This window comes from Providencia sp. Me31A, from assembly GCF_050487165.1.
Classification (GTDB): Bacteria; Pseudomonadota; Gammaproteobacteria; order Enterobacterales; family Enterobacteriaceae; genus Providencia.
In genome coordinates this window covers 16,813-33,764 of sequence record NZ_JBKQGZ010000003.1, presented here as the reverse complement: position 1 = coordinate 33,764, position 16,952 = coordinate 16,813, and the positions used below count along the sequence as shown (strand labels likewise).

The 16,952-nt window shown below is 37.5% G+C and carries 12 protein-coding genes and 1 tRNA gene; 6 read left to right on the top strand and 7 right to left on the bottom strand.

The genetic code is table 11. The annotated features are described in order from the left end of the window. Window positions 1–4: 4 nt before the first annotated feature. On the bottom strand, window positions 5–1,627 hold the full coding sequence (locus tag ACLPIE_RS02895) for an ABC transporter substrate-binding protein (protein WP_430259476.1): 1,623 nt from the start codon (window positions 1,625–1,627) through the stop codon (window positions 5–7). Between the two features lie 502 nt (window positions 1,628–2,129). Then, on the bottom strand, window positions 2,130–2,774 hold the full coding sequence (locus tag ACLPIE_RS02890; RefSeq protein WP_210848045.1) for a YchE family NAAT transporter: 645 nt from the start codon (window positions 2,772–2,774) through the stop codon (window positions 2,130–2,132). Window positions 2,775–3,271: 497 nt separating this feature from the next. On the opposite strand from ACLPIE_RS02890, the gene adhE reads away from it, so the two are divergent. Next, window positions 3,272–5,974: a bifunctional acetaldehyde-CoA/alcohol dehydrogenase gene (adhE, locus tag ACLPIE_RS02885; RefSeq protein ID WP_430259474.1), complete on the top strand. Its 2,703-nt coding sequence runs from the start codon at window positions 3,272–3,274 to the stop codon at window positions 5,972–5,974. Between the two features lie 741 nt (window positions 5,975–6,715). On the opposite strand, the gene ACLPIE_RS02880 is transcribed toward adhE, so the two are convergent. After that, the gene (locus tag ACLPIE_RS02880) at window positions 6,716–7,345 is read right to left on the bottom strand and encodes a thymidine kinase (RefSeq protein ID WP_430259473.1); all 630 of its coding nucleotides are present in this window, start codon (window positions 7,343–7,345) and stop codon (window positions 6,716–6,718) included. Between the two features lie 532 nt (window positions 7,346–7,877). Here ACLPIE_RS02880 and hns point away from each other — a divergent pair. After that, complete coding sequence (gene hns, locus ACLPIE_RS02875; protein WP_430259472.1) at window positions 7,878–8,288, top strand: histone-like nucleoid-structuring protein H-NS; 411 nt, start codon at window positions 7,878–7,880, stop codon at window positions 8,286–8,288. A gap of 443 nt (window positions 8,289–8,731) precedes the next feature. Here hns and galU read toward each other — a convergent pair whose 3' ends face one another. After that, the gene (gene galU / locus ACLPIE_RS02870) at window positions 8,732–9,652 is read right to left on the bottom strand and encodes a UTP--glucose-1-phosphate uridylyltransferase GalU (RefSeq protein ID WP_430259470.1); all 921 of its coding nucleotides are present in this window, start codon (window positions 9,650–9,652) and stop codon (window positions 8,732–8,734) included. 166 nt (window positions 9,653–9,818) lie between these two features. Then, window positions 9,819–10,829 carry a two-component system response regulator RssB gene (gene rssB / locus ACLPIE_RS02865; RefSeq protein WP_430259468.1) on the bottom strand — a complete coding sequence of 337 codons (1,011 nt, stop codon included), beginning with the start codon at window positions 10,827–10,829 and terminating at the stop codon, window positions 9,819–9,821. A gap of 125 nt (window positions 10,830–10,954) precedes the next feature. Between rssB and ACLPIE_RS02860 the strand changes: the two genes are divergently transcribed. The 3 genes from ACLPIE_RS02860 to ACLPIE_RS02850 all read left to right on the top strand — a co-directional run bounded on the left by ACLPIE_RS02860 (window position 10,955) and on the right by ACLPIE_RS02850 (window position 12,623). Beyond that, window positions 10,955–11,434, top strand: a complete 480-nt coding sequence (locus ACLPIE_RS02860) for a YchJ family protein (RefSeq protein ID WP_430259466.1) — start codon at window positions 10,955–10,957, stop codon at window positions 11,432–11,434. A gap of 100 nt (window positions 11,435–11,534) precedes the next feature. Beyond that, on the top strand, window positions 11,535–12,383 hold the full coding sequence (gene purU, locus ACLPIE_RS02855; RefSeq protein WP_430259464.1) for a formyltetrahydrofolate deformylase: 849 nt from the start codon (window positions 11,535–11,537) through the stop codon (window positions 12,381–12,383). Window positions 12,384–12,538: 155 nt separating this feature from the next. Beyond that, a tRNA-Tyr gene (locus tag ACLPIE_RS02850) sits at window positions 12,539–12,623 on the top strand. 1 nt (window position 12,624) lies between these two features. On the opposite strand, the gene ACLPIE_RS02845 is transcribed toward ACLPIE_RS02850, so the two are convergent. Beyond that, window positions 12,625–13,500 (bottom strand): LysR family transcriptional regulator, encoded by an 876-nt coding sequence (locus ACLPIE_RS02845; RefSeq protein ID WP_430259462.1) that lies wholly within the window; start codon window positions 13,498–13,500, stop codon window positions 12,625–12,627. 555 nt (window positions 13,501–14,055) lie between these two features. Here ACLPIE_RS02845 and xthA point away from each other — a divergent pair. Further along, on the top strand, window positions 14,056–14,868 hold the full coding sequence (xthA, locus tag ACLPIE_RS02840; protein ID WP_430259460.1) for an exodeoxyribonuclease III: 813 nt from the start codon (window positions 14,056–14,058) through the stop codon (window positions 14,866–14,868). A gap of 134 nt (window positions 14,869–15,002) precedes the next feature. Here xthA and ACLPIE_RS02835 read toward each other — a convergent pair whose 3' ends face one another. Next, a complete protein-coding gene (locus ACLPIE_RS02835) occupies window positions 15,003–16,949 on the bottom strand; it encodes a DNA topoisomerase III (RefSeq protein WP_430259458.1) in 1,947 nt (648 codons plus the stop codon). Window positions 16,950–16,952 lie beyond the last annotated feature (3 nt).

Sequence of the window (16,952 nt, the reverse complement as noted above, 5' to 3'; positions counted from 1 at the left end):
ACTATTAATTAGATTCAATTATATATAACCGTTTAATATCCATATGATCAAGAGGGTCATTACCTTTAAATCCACCAATTGTGGGCTTTATCATGCGAGCACTGACACGATAATAAACGGGGATAACAGCTGAATCCTTATCTAGTAAGGCCTCCGCTTGTTGGTATATAAAATGACGAGATGGGCCATCAGGCGCAGTTAAAGCTTGTTCAAGTAAGGAATCAAAGGCTGGATTATTATAAAATGCAGTGTTGTTACTGTTTTGCGACAACATCATATTCAGAAAAGCACTGGGTTCATTGTAATCTGCACACCAAGTTGCTCTGGCGATATCATAGTGCCCTTCATGGCGACTTTGTAATGATGTTTTCCACTCTTGATTCTGCAAAATAACTTGCACTCCAAGATTCTTTTGCCACATAGATGCGGCAGCAATGGCCTGCTGCTTATTTTGATCAGAAGTATTATATAACAATGAAAATTTTAACGGATTTTGCTTGCTATATCCCGCTTCAAGAAGTAAATCTCTTGCTCGTTGATAGCGTTGTTCAGCGGATAAACTCGCCCACGCCGGTATAGCAAAATCACCATTATTTATAAATGTAGGTGTAAACCCATACGCCGCAATTTGTCCTTGTCCCATAATTTTATGGGTGATCGTTTCTCTATCTAGCCCTAGTTTTAGTGCTTCACGAACGCGAGGATCATTAAAAGGGACTTTCTGGTTGTTTATTTCATAGTAAAATGTACACAAATAAGGGCGAACATAGAGTTCATTGGGGTTTTCCTGCTGCATTTTTTTATACAGTACAGGGGGGATCGCTGAGTTAGAGATATCAATTTCACCACTACGATACCGGTTAATATCGCTAACTTCCGAAGTGATAGCTAAAAAGGTCGCTTGCTCAATACGACTATTTTTATTATCCCAATACAGCGGGTTTCGTTTAACAACGATACGTTCATTAACTACCCACTTGTCCAATATATATGCCCCATTACCAATAAAGTTTGCTGGCCGCGTCCATTTATCACCATACTTTTCAATGGCTTTTCTATTAACTGGCTTCATTGATGTATGAGAAAGCATATCCACGAAATAGGGAATAGGATGGCTTAGCGTCACTTGTAAGTGCTGAGGGTCAATAGCCTTTACCCCTAATGTGGATACAGGCATCTTGCCAGATAAAATTGCTTGGGCATTTAAAATATAGGCATTTTGCAAATAGCTAGAATAAGGGGAAGCCGTCAAAGGGTCTGATAAACGTCGCCAACTATACACAAAGTCTTCAGCGGTTACCGGAGTGCCATCACTCCACTTTGCATCTTCCCGTAGAGTAAAAACCCATGTTGTATAATTATCATGAGTCCAGCTTTTAGCCACACCAGGAACCGCTTTGCCATCAACATCGGTGTAAACGAGTCCTTCAAGCAAATTCAAAATGATATTACCTTCAGGCACCCCCTCCACTTTGTGGGGATCAAGGGATGTCACTTCAGAACCGTTATTAACTGTAATAATTTGCTTTGATTTATCTGTAATATCAGCAGTATTACCATCTAATGTGATAAGTAATAAAGAAAGTACACTTAACCTCATTACTGATTTGATCATCATATCCCTCATGAATCTACGCTAATAGTAAAGCTACTCAATTATTCCCTCTCTAGGTACTCATTTTTCTATCACTTGGTCATTGTCAATAACAGTTCGCGTATACAATTAATTAACATTCTTTAGCTAAAAATTTTATTTAAAAAATCAAATCGTGATGCACTAAAATAATTTATTCATTTAATTACAATTAATTACATAAAACATTAAACTTTACTAGTCCAGCTCTGTAATTTACATTCCAAACATATCATTAACAATCAGTAATGAGAATAGTGAATAAATTTACACAGCTCACAATTCCTTACTTTTTATGCCTGATTTAGCAAAAAATGCCATATATAATTATAATCATCACATTTTTATATGTGCCTATTAATAATTAAAGCATTAAGAATCTGCAAAGGTGATCAAGTTTCTAGGACAGAGCAAGAGTGAAAAACCGTAGAAAAGAGAGAATGAATAGAAAATATGGCTGCAAATAGATACTTGCAGCCAATGAAATGTAGAAAAATTATAATAAACCTGGAAATATTGCCTTAACACCGGTCACAATAAATTCGATACCCAATGACATTAGTAGCAGTCCCATAATACGTGTAACAACGTTGATCCCTGTTTGCCCTAAATAACGCACGAGTAAAGAAGCTGAACGAAACAATAACCAACAACAAAAAGCAAAAGTGATACTTGTCAGCGCTAAACCAAGAAAGTTTTGCCAACCATGCCAGCGGGATGACCATACAATACATGAGCTGATCGCACCCGGTCCTGCCATTAGCGGCAATGCAAGTGGTACAACACCGATACTATCTCGAACTGCGGTTTCTGTTTTCTCTTGCTTATTTTGTTTGTCTTCACCTATTTTTCCGCTGATCATCGACATCGCAATCGTCACGATCAGTATCCCACCGGCAATACGAAATGAATCAATAGATATTCCAAATAATTGCAGTATCGAGTCACCAATTAATAATGATGTACATAAAATTATAGCAACCGATGTATTCGCTATTGTATTGGTTTTGTTTCTTCCTGCATTGCTTTGATAATTAGTCATGCTAATAAACACAGGTAGGATACCAACTGGGTTTACCAACGCAAAAAGACCAATAAAAAACTTAATGTAACCTGATAAATCGAGTAATGCGCTGCTCACTCATACATTTCCTTAAAAAGTTCTCTACCGAGATTCATTGATGTCTTTTGTAATTTTATCACTGATGTTGTTAATTTTCTTGAACAAAGCACGACTTTATTTAACTTGCTCAATTTATTGTTTAATTAATCGCTATGGTTAAATTACAACCATCTATTATTTTAATTAAATTAAATTCAGTGACGTAATCCACAAAATTAGTTTATTTACCGCAAATCGCCTTGCTGAAAGGAGTCAGCCTAAGGATTTCGTGACCTAGATCACTTTATTTAATTACTATTTTGTTAATCTATTCTTAACTGATAGGCAAAGTTGATGGGAAAACAGTCACTAACTTAAGCTTTAAATAAGGTTTTTAAGCCAATAGGCGATGATGAGCGACGTTATAATTAATATTATCTATACTTTCACTTTTAAGCGGTCTTTTTCAGCCCTATTGATAATAAATACATTGCTCATTGGCTTAAAAAGTTTAACATTTATCAGGAGTAATCTATATGTCCGTAACTAACGTTACCGAACTCAATGAACTCGTTGCTCGTGTCAAAAAAGCTCAACGTGAATTCGCGACTTTTTCACAAGAAAAAGTTGATGCAATTTTCCGCGCTGCTGCCCTTGCTGCCGCTGATGCACGTATCCCTCTTGCAAAACTCGCTGTTGAAGAATCTGGTATGGGGATTGTTGAAGATAAAGTAATCAAAAACCACTTTGCTTCAGAATATATCTACAACGCCTATAAAGACGAAAAAACCTGTGGGACGTTATCTGAAGACCCAACTTTTGGCACAATCACAATCGCAGAGCCTATCGGTATTATCTGTGGTATCGTGCCAACCACTAACCCAACCTCAACCGCAATTTTTAAATCACTTATTAGTTTAAAAACACGTAATGCGATTATTTTCTCGCCACATCCTCGAGCAAAAGTCGCAACTAACCGTGCCGCTGAAATCGTACTGAATGCCGCTATTGCCGCTGGAGCACCGAAAGATATTATTGGTTGGATTGACTCCCCATCCGTTGAATTATCAAATGCGCTGATGCACCACCCAGATATTAACCTGATCCTAGCAACCGGTGGCCCTGGTATGGTTAAAGCTGCTTATAGTTCAGGTAAACCCGCTATCGGTGTAGGTGCAGGTAACACCCCTGTTGTTATTGATGAAACTGCGGATATTAAACGCGCTGTCGCATCCATACTCATGTCAAAAACCTTCGATAATGGCGTGATTTGTGCTTCTGAACAATCTGTCGTCGTCGTAGATGAAATTTACAATCAAGTACGCGAGCGTTTCTCGAATCATGGCGGTTACCTATTACAAGGTAAAGAACTCAAAGCCGTTCAAGATATCATCTTAAAAAATGGTAACTTGAATGCAGCAATTGTTGGCCAGCCCGCACATAAAATTGCTGAGATGGCGGGTATCTCAGTACCTACAACCACTAAAATTCTCATTGGTGAAGTAAAACTTATTGATGAGTCAGAGCCATTCGCTCACGAAAAGCTATCTCCATTATTAGCAATGTATCGTGGTAAAAACTTTGAAGATGCCGTTAACAAAGCAGAACAACTCGTCGAAATGGGCGGGATCGGTCATACCTCTTGTTTATACACTGACCAAGATAACCAACACGAACGTGTTAACTATTTTGGCCAAAAAATGAAAACGGCGCGTATTCTTATTAATACGCCTGCGTCACAAGGTGGTATCGGTGACCTATATAACTTTAAATTAGCTCCTTCTCTTACACTAGGTTGCGGTTCTTGGGGAGGTAACTCTATCTCCGAAAACGTAGGTCCAAAACATTTGATCAATACCAAAACTGTGGCGAAGAGAGCTGAAAATATGTTATGGCATAAACTTCCAAACTCGATCTACTTCCGCCGTGGCTGCTTACCTATTGCCCTTGAAGAGATTGCAACTGATGGTGCTAAACGTGCCTTTATCGTTACTGATGGCTATCTATTCAATAATGGTTATGTTGACGAAGTCGTCAATGTTCTAAAAAAACATCATATTGAAACTGACGTTTTCTTTGAAGTTGAAGCTGACCCAACGTTAACCGTGGTTCGAAAAGGTGCAGCACAAATGCAAGCCTTCAAACCCGATGTAATTATTGCATTAGGTGGTGGTTCACCAATGGATGCTGCAAAAATCATGTGGGTAATGTACGAACATCCTGAAACACATTTTGAAGAACTGGCGCTACGCTTTATGGATATTCGTAAACGTATCCACCGTTTCCCGAAAATGGGCGTTAAAGCTAAATTAGTTGCGATCACTACCACTTCAGGTACGGGTTCAGAAGTCACACCATTTGCAGTGGTAACAGATGATAAAACAGGCCAAAAATATCCATTAGCTGACTATGCGTTAACACCAAACATGGCAATCGTTGATGCAAACTTGGTAATGAACATGCCTAAATCACTAACTGCATTTGGTGGTTTAGATGCAGTAACTCACGCTTTGGAAGCATACGTATCTGTATTAGCGAATGAGTTTACTGATGGCCAAGCACTAAAAGCATTAAGTTTATTAAAAGATTATCTACCGGCTAGCTACCATGAGGGAGCCAAAAACCCAGTCGCGAGAGAGCGTGTTCATAATGGCGCTACCCTTGCAGGTATTGCATTTGCTAACGCCTTCTTAGGTGTATGTCACTCAATGGCCCATAAACTTGGTTCAGAGTTCCATATTCCTCACGGCTTAGCAAACGCCCTGCTAATCTGTAACGTGATCCGTTTCAATGCGAATGATAACCCAACTAAACAAACCGCGTTTAGCCAATATGATCGCCCTCATGCACGTCGTCAGTATGCTGAAATAGCGGATCACCTTGGGTTAACAAATACCGAAGATCGCACTGGCACTAAAATTGAGAAATTATTAGCATGGCTAGATGAAATGAAGGCTGACTTAGGCATTCCTAAATCCATTCGCGAAACCGGGGTTTCTGAGGCTGACTTCTTAGCACGAGTAGATAAACTGTCTGAAGATGCATTTGATGACCAATGTACCGGTGCTAACCCACGTTATCCGTTAATCTCTGAAATTAAACAGTTATTACTGGATTCCTATTACGGTCGTGATTTTGTCGAACACTCCGCAGTACCTGTTACCGAGAAAGCGGAGAAAGTAGAAAAGAAAACGTCTTCAAAAAAAGTAGCTGAGAAAAAAACAGCAAAAAATAAATAATTAAGAAAATATTAACTAGCCCTGATATAAACTAACAATTTTTCAGGCATAAAACGCGCAATGAACCTCATTGCGCGTTTTATCGTTTAACGATAAATATGGACGCTTTTCATTATAAAGCAGGGTTAATGCTTAAACTAACTACCCTGCCTCTGCTAAGTTACCCCAGAGACTACGTTTTAACATTCCATTTACTCGCTCTGCTCGCGCATTTTGATCGCAAGCATAACCATCTGGTATAGGACATTATGCTTTTTATGGATGCCCTGATTTTTCAATGAACAATAATGAATAATATTGTAGTCTGCGATCGAAGTGGTCGATCTCTGGTATTTCTAAATATCGTATTTTTAATGCATAGCGTAACGATTTATTCACTGTCTTCGTTTTTATAGTGTCATCTAAATGATAGTCTACAATTTTTTTGTGAGTAAGTGCGTTTTGCTGGCACTAATAAACGCCGTTTTTTAATAAAGATAATAATCGGTTACGTACAATAACCAATCAATTTTAGACTGAAAGAATGTCAACCTTATTTAGCATGGCCCACATTATTAATAATAAGGGCACTGTATAATACAATGCCTTTTTTTTAGCCACATCAAATTAAATTATTTTATACGGCTTGATTAATTAATATTATAATAAGCAGGTTTAAATAGCTTAGGTCATATCATCAAATACACGCATCACGTAATTCTCTAGAATTGTGTGTATTTCTCTATACCTTATTAATTAATTTTATCTAAAGTGTGCCGCTTTTTTAGGGATAATCCCTTCATGCATCAATTGCGCCTGCTTTATTGCTTCTGAGTAATGTTTACGGCACACAGAGATATACTTCTCATTACCGCCTATATCGACTTGAGCACCTTCATATACAGGTATACCATCACTTCCTATACGTAATACTTTATTTGCCTTACGACCGCAGTAGCAAACGGTTTTCAGCTCAACTAGTTTATCAGCCCAAGCAAGTAAATATTGGCTACCTTCAAATAATTGTCCTGCAAAATCGGTCCGTAAGCCATAACATAAAACAGGAATATCTTCGTTATCGACGATATCACAAAGTTCTTCTACTTGTTTTTTTGTTAAAAACTGGCATTCATCGATAAGAACACAATGTATTTTCTGTAAACTATTTTCTTGAGTAATAACCTCCGCCATGTTTGTTTCTGTTGAATAGAGTAACGCTTGTGCTGACAAACCAATACGTGAAGTTACTTTTCCTTGAGCAAAGCGGTTATCAATCTCTGCGGTAAAAATAACCGTACGCATCCCTCTTTCATTATAGTTATACGATGACTGCAACAATGACGTTGATTTGCCTGCATTCATTGCGGAATAATAAAAATAAAGCTGAGCCATTTGGCTGTTTCCTCAAAATTAATATACAGATCAATTTTACCATAAAGAACATCGTTAGATTAGCAATATTGGCATAATCGCTCTTTATCTATTGAAAAATTAACCCTTTTTTTCGACACTGAGTTGCCTCAGTACAAATAATGTTTGCCTTATATGCAATAAAAACCAATTTGATATTAACTATAAACAGTTTTAACTGGAGCACATAACGCTAAAATTTATCGTCCAAAAAAGAAAATTTAAGTTAGTCCCACCTTTCTATTCATTCCAAGTAAAAGTAAAATGGGTCTTTAGACAAGTTTCCCCAATTATTAAATCACAAAGATTTTTGCATATTGCTATTTTTTTCATTAGTTCAGTTATTGATAATAGTGGTATATATATCTACGAAAAATTTATTTTTCTTTTGTAAAAAAATTGCATTCGTTAAAGATTACTTTTAAACTATGGGAGTAATTTAGCTATTGCAGAATTTAAAATAGCATTCTATTATTACTGTACACATGCCAACAAATAATTTGAGACCAGGAAAATGAGCGAATCATTAAAAGCGTTAAATAACATCCGTACTCTTCGTGCTCAAGCTCGCGAAGTTACTTTAGAATCTTTAGAGGAAATGCTGGAAAAATTAACCGTCGTTGTTGAAGAACGTCGTGATGAAGAAAACCAAGCTCGCGCGGAATTAGAAGAACGTAACCGTAAACTGGAAAAAGTTCGTGAAATGATCCTTGAGCAAGGTGTAGATTTAAATGACCTTCTACAAACAATGGACTCAGGTAAAAGCACAGGCACACGTGCTAAACGTGCTGCTCGTCCTGCTAAATATAAATATGTTGATGAAAATGGCGAAACTAAAACTTGGACAGGCCAAGGCCGTACTCCAGCTGTAATCAAAGTTGCCATTGAAGAACAAGGTAAATCCTTAGATGATTTCTTGATCTAATCACATAAATACGGATTCCAAACACCCTTTTCTGAAGGGTGTTTTTATTTATACCTTTATATAATATTTTATATTAGCCTTTGTGCAAAACCGCCCTTCTTTTAAACTACCATTTTCTTGAAAATAGTCTCCACTTATAACGTATTATGGGTATTGGCTCTTCCAATCCAGTATAACCTTTACCATTAAATAATGAACAGTCCAAGTAAAGATCTGTAATATTAATTAATAAAGCTTAAATACAAGAGTGCCATGATTATTATTTTAACGTTATAAATACTACTTTTTTCTCTCACGAAAAATGTAAAAAGAGCTAAAACAATATGTATAAACAGATCTACTACTTAATACTTAGCTTTTTATTGCTCACGCATCTATCTTTCAAGTATAAAAAAGGCTAACGAATTAAGTTAGCCATTTAATAACCATCAATAAAAGCTGCTTTATTTTGATTTATTTAATAAAACTGCTAATTCTTTCAGCCACTCAGTAAAATCGCTTCCTAGCACATCATGTTGCATTCCATATTCAACAAATGCTTTCATATAGCCTAATTTATTTCCACAGTCATGGCTTTTACCACATAAGTGGTATGCTTCTACAGGCTCATTATTTTCCATCATTAATGCTATTGCATCAGTTAATTGAATCTCATCTCCCGCACCTGGGGCAGTTTTCGCTAATGCATCCCAAATCTTTTCAGATAAAACATAACGACCAACAATAGATAAATTTGAAGGTGCTTCATCACGACTTGGTTTTTCAACCATACGCATGATTTTTTTACTATCACCAGGCTGCAATGTTTCACCATTACAATCCACAATACCATAATTAGAAACGTCTTCTTCTGGTACTGGTTCAACTAAAATTTGACTTGCGCCTGTCGACTCATATTGCTCTAACATTTCACGCAAGTTAAACTTAGTTAAATCGGTACTATAACGGTCTAAAATGACATCTGGTAAAATAACAGCAAACGGCTCTTCACCCACTAATGGTTTGGCACATAAAATTGCATGCCCTAGCCCTTTGGCAATCCCTTGGCGAGTCTGCATAATCGTCACATGGCTTGGACAAATCGACTGCACTTCATCCAATAACTGACGTTTCACACGCGCTTCTAATATAGCCTCTAACTCAAAGCTTGTATCAAAGTGGTTTTCAATTGAATTTTTTGATGAATGGGTCACCAAAACAATCTCATTTATCCCTGCGGCAATACACTCATTAACTACATATTGAATAAGCGGTTTATCAACTATTGGCAACATCTCTTTTGGAATAGCCTTTGTTGCGGGCAGCATACGCGTCCCTAAACCTGCAACGGGGATTACTGCTTTACGCACCTTGCGTTGTGTCATTTGTCATAACTCCAGATATTATCTATGCACCTTAACCCCATATTTCAAAGATGTTAGTGGGGCATTTCAAGTGCGCGGAAGTATATCAGGAAAATTCCTTGAATAAATAGCGATGAGTCCGATTGATATTAATTGATACCCACTAACGAAGTATTTTCAGATTTACTTAGTACTCAGGATTAAACATAAGTTTTATTTTTTGGCTATTATTACGAATTAAACACTGCCAAGCTGTCCCTTTTATCTCCAAATTATTAGGCTGATACAGTTTTAATGTCCCAAGCGGTAAGCTTCTTGCTAATTTAAAATGAGACTTTTCCGTCGTGATTTCGGCTTCTAAACCCGCACTGGCCATAATAACAGTTTTGTTTTGCGTATTAAAATACCCCAGTAAGAGAGGAAACTGGCCACTAAAACCCGAGTCTTCTAATAAATGATTTATCTGACTGATGATTCTATCAATATTAGGTAATTTTTTTTCTGGATAACTTACGGTACTCTTCAGCAAATCATTAAACACGACTCGGATCAAAAAAGTCGCCATAATACCTTCCTGAGGCGAGCGTTCAGTATCAATACAATAGAATCCAATTTGGTTATCAGAAATAGCGGCTAGATCTAACAGCAGCCCAAACCGATTAGCTTCATTGAGTTGACGATAATTAATTCGGTAACCATTTATCAGTTGATGCACAGGAGGTTGTAACTGCTTTAAGACCGTAAACATATCTTGGCTATTATTTTTCATCAATGCAGAAATATGCTGGAACTCATCCCCTATCTGTTCAATAAGATTAGCTTTCTCAGGGTATAATGCAGAAAGAATAGTAATTTTAACTTCATCTAAGTTTTTTATCGGTTTTAACAAAGCATCTTTTGCCCCCAAACGAAACATTCTATCTAGCTGAGTAAAGTCTGTTGTCGCTGTGATCACTATGACTGGAATATCAATATTGCGAGCAACGAGTTCTCTCATGAAATCTTCCCCATTCATTATTGGCATATTTAAATCGCAAAGAATGATATCGGGTCTAACCTGACTACTTATCAGCATATTTATTGCTAATTGACCATTATGTGCGGTATAGATCTCTATCCCTAGGGTTTCAAGGTAATTTTTTAAAATGGTACAGAAGGTGACTTCATCTTCTATTATAAGTATTTTTCTATTTTTCATATGATACCTACTGCAATGACCTGGTTTAATTAACAATATTATTATTCATGCTGTAAAATCATTTTTATCCCATCAATTAAGTATAGTAATTTTTCAATCTTATACTTATTTTTATCGAGGCTATAATGAAATCACAACCAGAAGATAGCTGTTACTGTGGCAATGAAGCACAATTTGAACATTGCTGCGCACCTTTTTTGCAAGGTAAATCTATTCCTGAGTCACCAGAACAGCTAATGCGCTCCCGCTATAGTGCTTATGTCCAGTGCAATGCAGATTATCTCATTGATACATGGCATCCAGATTGTCATGCACAAGAGTGGCGAGAAGAAATAGAAAATAGTTTCGTTCAAACTCAGTGGCTCGGGCTTTGTATTATTAGTTCTTCTTATGCTAAAAGTCCAGATGAAGGCTATGTTGAATTTTCGGCTTGCTTTATTGATGAAAAAGCCGATCATAAACAGCTTATTCATGAACGTTCCCGTTTTGTTCGGGTAAATTCGCGCTGGTATTATATTGACGGTATCACTCCTAAAGTGGGTCGTAACGATTTATGCCCTTGTGGTTCTAGCAAAAAATATAAAAAGTGCTGTAGCCTAAGTTAGCTATCGTTTCCTCAATTGCTTTTTATTGATGCCAATTTAATAATCAGTTTGCCATTAGCTTAATGACATAAGCTTTGCTAGTTAAGGATTAGACAGTTTCATGCAACACAAAATTGTACAAAAGAAAATTCTCAGGACCATTTGTCCTGATGCGAAAGGATTGATCGCCAAAATTACCAACATTTGCTATAAACATCAGCTCAACATTGTACAAAATAATGAATTTGTTGATCATCACACTGGCCGTTTCTTTATGAGAACCGAGTTAGAGGGAATTTTTAATGATGAAACGCTGTTAGCAGATCTCGACGATGCCTTGCCCGTAGGCTCCAAGCGTGAACTAAACACTGCCGGTCGTCGTCGAATAGTCATTATGGTAACCAAAGAAGCGCATTGCCTAGGTGATTTGCTTATGAAAAGTGCCTATGATGGACTTGATGTTGAAATTGCAGCCGTTATTGGTAACCATGACACGTTAAAAAACTTAGTCGAACAATTTGCTATCCCATTCCATCATATTAGCCATGAAGGTTTAACCCGCGAACAGCATGATGAAAAAATGATAGCTCAAATTGATCAGTATCAGCCTGATTATGTGGTTTTGGCCAAATATATGCGTGTATTAACACCGGCATTTGTTCAACATTACCCAAATCAAATTATCAATATCCACCACTCTTTCTTACCTGCATTCATTGGTGCTCGACCATACCATCAAGCGTATGAACGCGGGGTAAAAATCATTGGGGCAACAGCTCACTTTGTGAATGATAACCTTGATGAAGGCCCTATCATTACTCAAAACGTAATCAATGTGGATCATACATTTACAGCTGATGATATGATGCGTGCTGGTCGTGACGTTGAGAAAAATGTATTAAGTCATGCACTGTTCTGGGTTCTAGCTCAACGTGTGTTTGTCTATGGCAACCGGACCATTATTTTATAATTCATACACTGTTTATAATAAGATAACCTGTTGATATTATAAGCATTGAGAGCAAAAAAACAGCAAACGGATATTTTTTTAAAATTAATGCTTTACAGCGGCGCGTCATTTGATATTATGCCGCCCGCTGTCAACGGTTACAGCAATCAAAATCTGGTGGGATACCCAAGCGGCCAAAGGGAGCAGACTGTAAATCTGCCGTCACAGACTTCGAAGGTTCGAATCCTTCTCCCACCACCATTTAAATATGCTCCCCCCCAAGTTTATCAACGACTCCCATAAATCTGTTTAACACACTAGAGTGTGCTTTTGATTTATAGATGTAGCACTCACTTTGTTCTAATAATTTATTCAATGAAATGTATGCCAATGATTTATCAATCAGTTCTTCTTCCGGATAATCGTCAATAATGCCAATAAAATCACCTTCTTGAATAAAACTTTGGCAACAGCCTATATTATCCATTTTCCTTATACTTACTTTATGACCAATAGTTTCAATTTTGTCTAATAATTTACTCATCAATGAACTTTTATAAAATGCAGGGTCACATAGCCACGTACTTTTTTGCAACAACGCTACAAGATCTTGATTAAATTTTTCATAAAGTTCTTTACGACAATATATACCTAATGGCGAGTTTTCTATTTTTTTTTGTAATGAAAAGCGTTCACTGATGACTTGCTCCGAACTGAGAATTAATGTATTTCCATCATAATCAACGATCTCATCTACCTCATCATAATTAAACCTTAATATATTTACTTGTACATTGTTTTGATGGGCTGCTTGATATAAATTGATTAAATGACTTTCCTTTCCCCAGTCATAATAAATATTAGCCTCATTAACAATGTAACCTGAAAAATGTTTTTTGGTTATTTCTTTCTCCTGAAGGTAGAGATCTCTAAGATCATTATAAAGCTCTTGGCCATCCTTAGTTAATGTCATTCCAAACTTTTCTCGTTTAAAAAGCCGTTTACCTAGACTTGTTTCAAAGTCCTTGATTGACTTAGCAATGGGAGGTGTCGTACGGTTCATCACCCTAGCAGCTTTACTTAACGAGCCATTCTCAACAACCGCCATAAACGCCTCTAATTTTCTTGAAAAGAACATATCTATGACCCCATTCTATTTATTAAAATGTTAGCCAACATAATTATTATTTCATTAATAACATATTGACTAGTTCATAACTCACTCCATAAAATTAAAAATAAAATTTAATTTTTTGTTGAATGAGTAACAATATTTCATAAAAGTATTTTTATAATTTCCAACATAGCAAAGCAATATATTATACTGTTTGGTTTGATTATTTTTTATGCCACCACTATTAAATCACATTAAAATACAAATAACCAATCCACTTTAAATGTGATTTAAAATAGTTAATTCAATAATTAATAAATGTTTTTTTGATTTTTATTAATGAATTATATTAACGATAACTTACCTCTAATAGATTATGAAAAATTAAACTATAAACATTCACATTAAAAAAGCATAAGCCCGTTTGAATAATTCACTATCATATTAATATTCTATATTTTTAAATCTAGCTATCTTTAAGTTATTTAGCACAGGAAGTGCCTTGTGCAGGGTTACAGGGGGGCTGTCATCTGTTAGAATCAAAATACGTGATAATTAAAAATAGGTGATAAAAAATTCATGAAATTCATATCGTTCAATATTAATGGCCTCCGTGCACGTCCTCACCAACTAGCGGCTATCATCGAGAAACATCAACCAGAAGTCATCGGCTTACAAGAAACAAAAGTCCACGACGATATGTTCCCTTATGAAGAAGTTAGCCAGTTAGGCTACCATGTTTTTTATCACGGCCAAAAAGCGCATTATGGCGTAGCGCTACTGGCCAAAAATGAACCTATCGCTGTACGTAAAGGTTTCCCGACTGACGACGATGACGCTCAACGCCGTATCATCATGGCAGATATACATACTGAACGAGGCCCATTAACCGTTATTAATGGCTACTTCCCACAAGGTGAAAGCCGCGATCACCCAACGAAATTTCCAGCAAAAGAAAAGTTTTACCAAGACCTACAAAACTATATTACATCAACACAGACATCTGACTCCCAATTACTCATTATGGGTGATATGAACATTAGCCCTACAGACTTAGATATTGGTATTGGTGATGCCAACCGTAAACGTTGGCTAAAAACTGGTAAATGTTCTTTTTTACCTGAAGAACGTGAGTGGCTTGATAAGCTTCTTGGTTGGGGGCTTGTTGATACTTATCGCGCCAAGAACCCTGATGTAACTGATTGTTATTCTTGGTTTGATTACCGTTCGAAAGGCTTTGATGATAACCGTGGACTACGCATCGATTTATTACTAGCCTCCAACAAACTCGCGGAGCGTTGTATTGCAACAGGTATTGATTACGAAATCCGAGGCATGGAAAAACCCTCTGATCACGCGCCAGTATGGTCTGAATTTGACCTAAGCAAATAACACGCTAGTCTCTTTATCATTAAGGGCATGTCATTCGTGCCCTTAATATTTCTATCTGCTAAAACTTATTTATTTCTAACCCACATACCCAAATATATAAAAACGACCCTTCCTGTTTTTAAAGTATGGATACCTTATTCTGTTTGCGTTTTTTTCTTTGCTTTTGTCCCACCAGATGCTTTTCTCTTCCCTCCCTTTTTCGTTACCGTATTTGCTGTTACTGGGGGCAATTCACGAAATGCACGTAGATTAGTGAACTGGCGGGCTTGCTGAATTAAGTTCATTAGCGTTTGACTAAGTGGCTGCATAAAATCGTCGTAGCGGGATTGTTTTTCACTAATTTGAGTTAACACTGACTCCCAATGTGCCGTCATATCTGGCAAGGTAGCCATATCAGGTAGTACATGGATTAGTGCTCTTCCTGCTGGCGAAGAATGGATATAGCGCCCCTTTTTATATAAAAACTGACGTTTAAAAAGCAAATCGATGATCCCAGCCCGTGTAGCTTCAGTACCAAGTCCATCGGTTTCTCGCAATACTTTTTTTAATGCTTTATCTTGCACAAAACGAGCAATACCCGTCATTGCGGATAATAAAGTCGCATCCGTAAAAGGCCTTGGCGGTTGCGTTTGTCGCTCAACCACTTCGCCTTTTTCACACAAAAGTGCATCATTTTTACTCACAACCGGTAATGGCATGCCATCATTTTCTGCATCGCGTTCTTTATTGCCTAAAACTACTCGCCAACCTGCTTCTGCTAAAAATCGCGCTTTTGCAATAAATTTACCATTCTCAATATCTAAATCAATTGTGCACTTACGATATACAGCATCAGACATAAATTGAATAATGTACTGGCGAGCAATTAACTGATAAATGTTCGCTTCATTTTCAGTTAACCGCACTGCGGTGGCTTTTGCGGTTGGAATAATAGCATGGTGTGCATCCACTTTTTTATCATCCCAACAACGATTTTTTTTATCCAGTTCAGGTAATTCAAACTCAGTGAGATCCGGCTGATGTACGGCGATAGCATTCAATACACTATGGCGACCTGCAAAATGCTCATCCGGCAAATAACGGCTATCTGAACGGGGATAAGTGATTAACTTATGCGTTTCATATAAGCGTTGACAAATATCCAACACTTCTTGGGCGCTTAATGCATATTTTTTTGCGGCTTCAATCTGTAAGGACGATAAAGAAAAAGGCAATGGGGCAATTTCAGACTCTCGCTTGTCCTGATATTGTGTCACTATTGCCGGTTTGCCTTCGATACGCGAAACTACATGTTCTGCCAACGGCCGGTGGAATAAACGCCCCTCTTCGTCTTGGTAATCGATACAGGAGTCACTTGGCTGCCAAATAGCCACAAAACGTTCATCCTTTGGTGTAACGATGTGAGCTTTAACCTCGAAATAGTCTTTAGGTACAAAATTTTCGATTTCCTCGTCACGCCGGACGACTAAACCTAATACTGGCGTTTGTACTCGGCCAACTGAAAGCACACCTTGATAGCCACCACGTTGTCCTAATAACGTATACGCCCGAGTCATGTTAATGCCATACAGCCAATCAGCACGAGCCCTTGCTAATGCTGAAACGCATAATGGGATAAATTCTCGGTTTTCCCTTAACCTATCGATAGCTCGTTCTACAGCTTGTGGGTTTAGGTCATTAATCAGACAGCGTTTTACATCTTTGCGTTTCTCTGGGGCAAGCTTTAAAAAATCAAGGACTTCATCAACAAGCAGCTGTCCTTCTCTATCGGGGTCTCCCGCATGAACAACAACGGAGGCTTGCTTTAGTAATACTTCAATTGTTTTCAATTGTTTGGTTACTGCGGGACGTGGCTTTAATTGCCATTTGTCAGGAATAATAGGCAAGTCTTGTAGATTCCAACGTGCATACCTAGGTTCATAGGCATCTGGCTCAGCCTGTTCCAAAAGGTGACCTATGCACCACGTTACCGTTTGACCATCACCACATTGAATAAAACCATCGCCACGTTTATGTGGCTTTGGTAGAACATCTGCAATGGCCCTTGCAAGGCTCGGTTTTTCCGCAATAAACAAACGCATGTA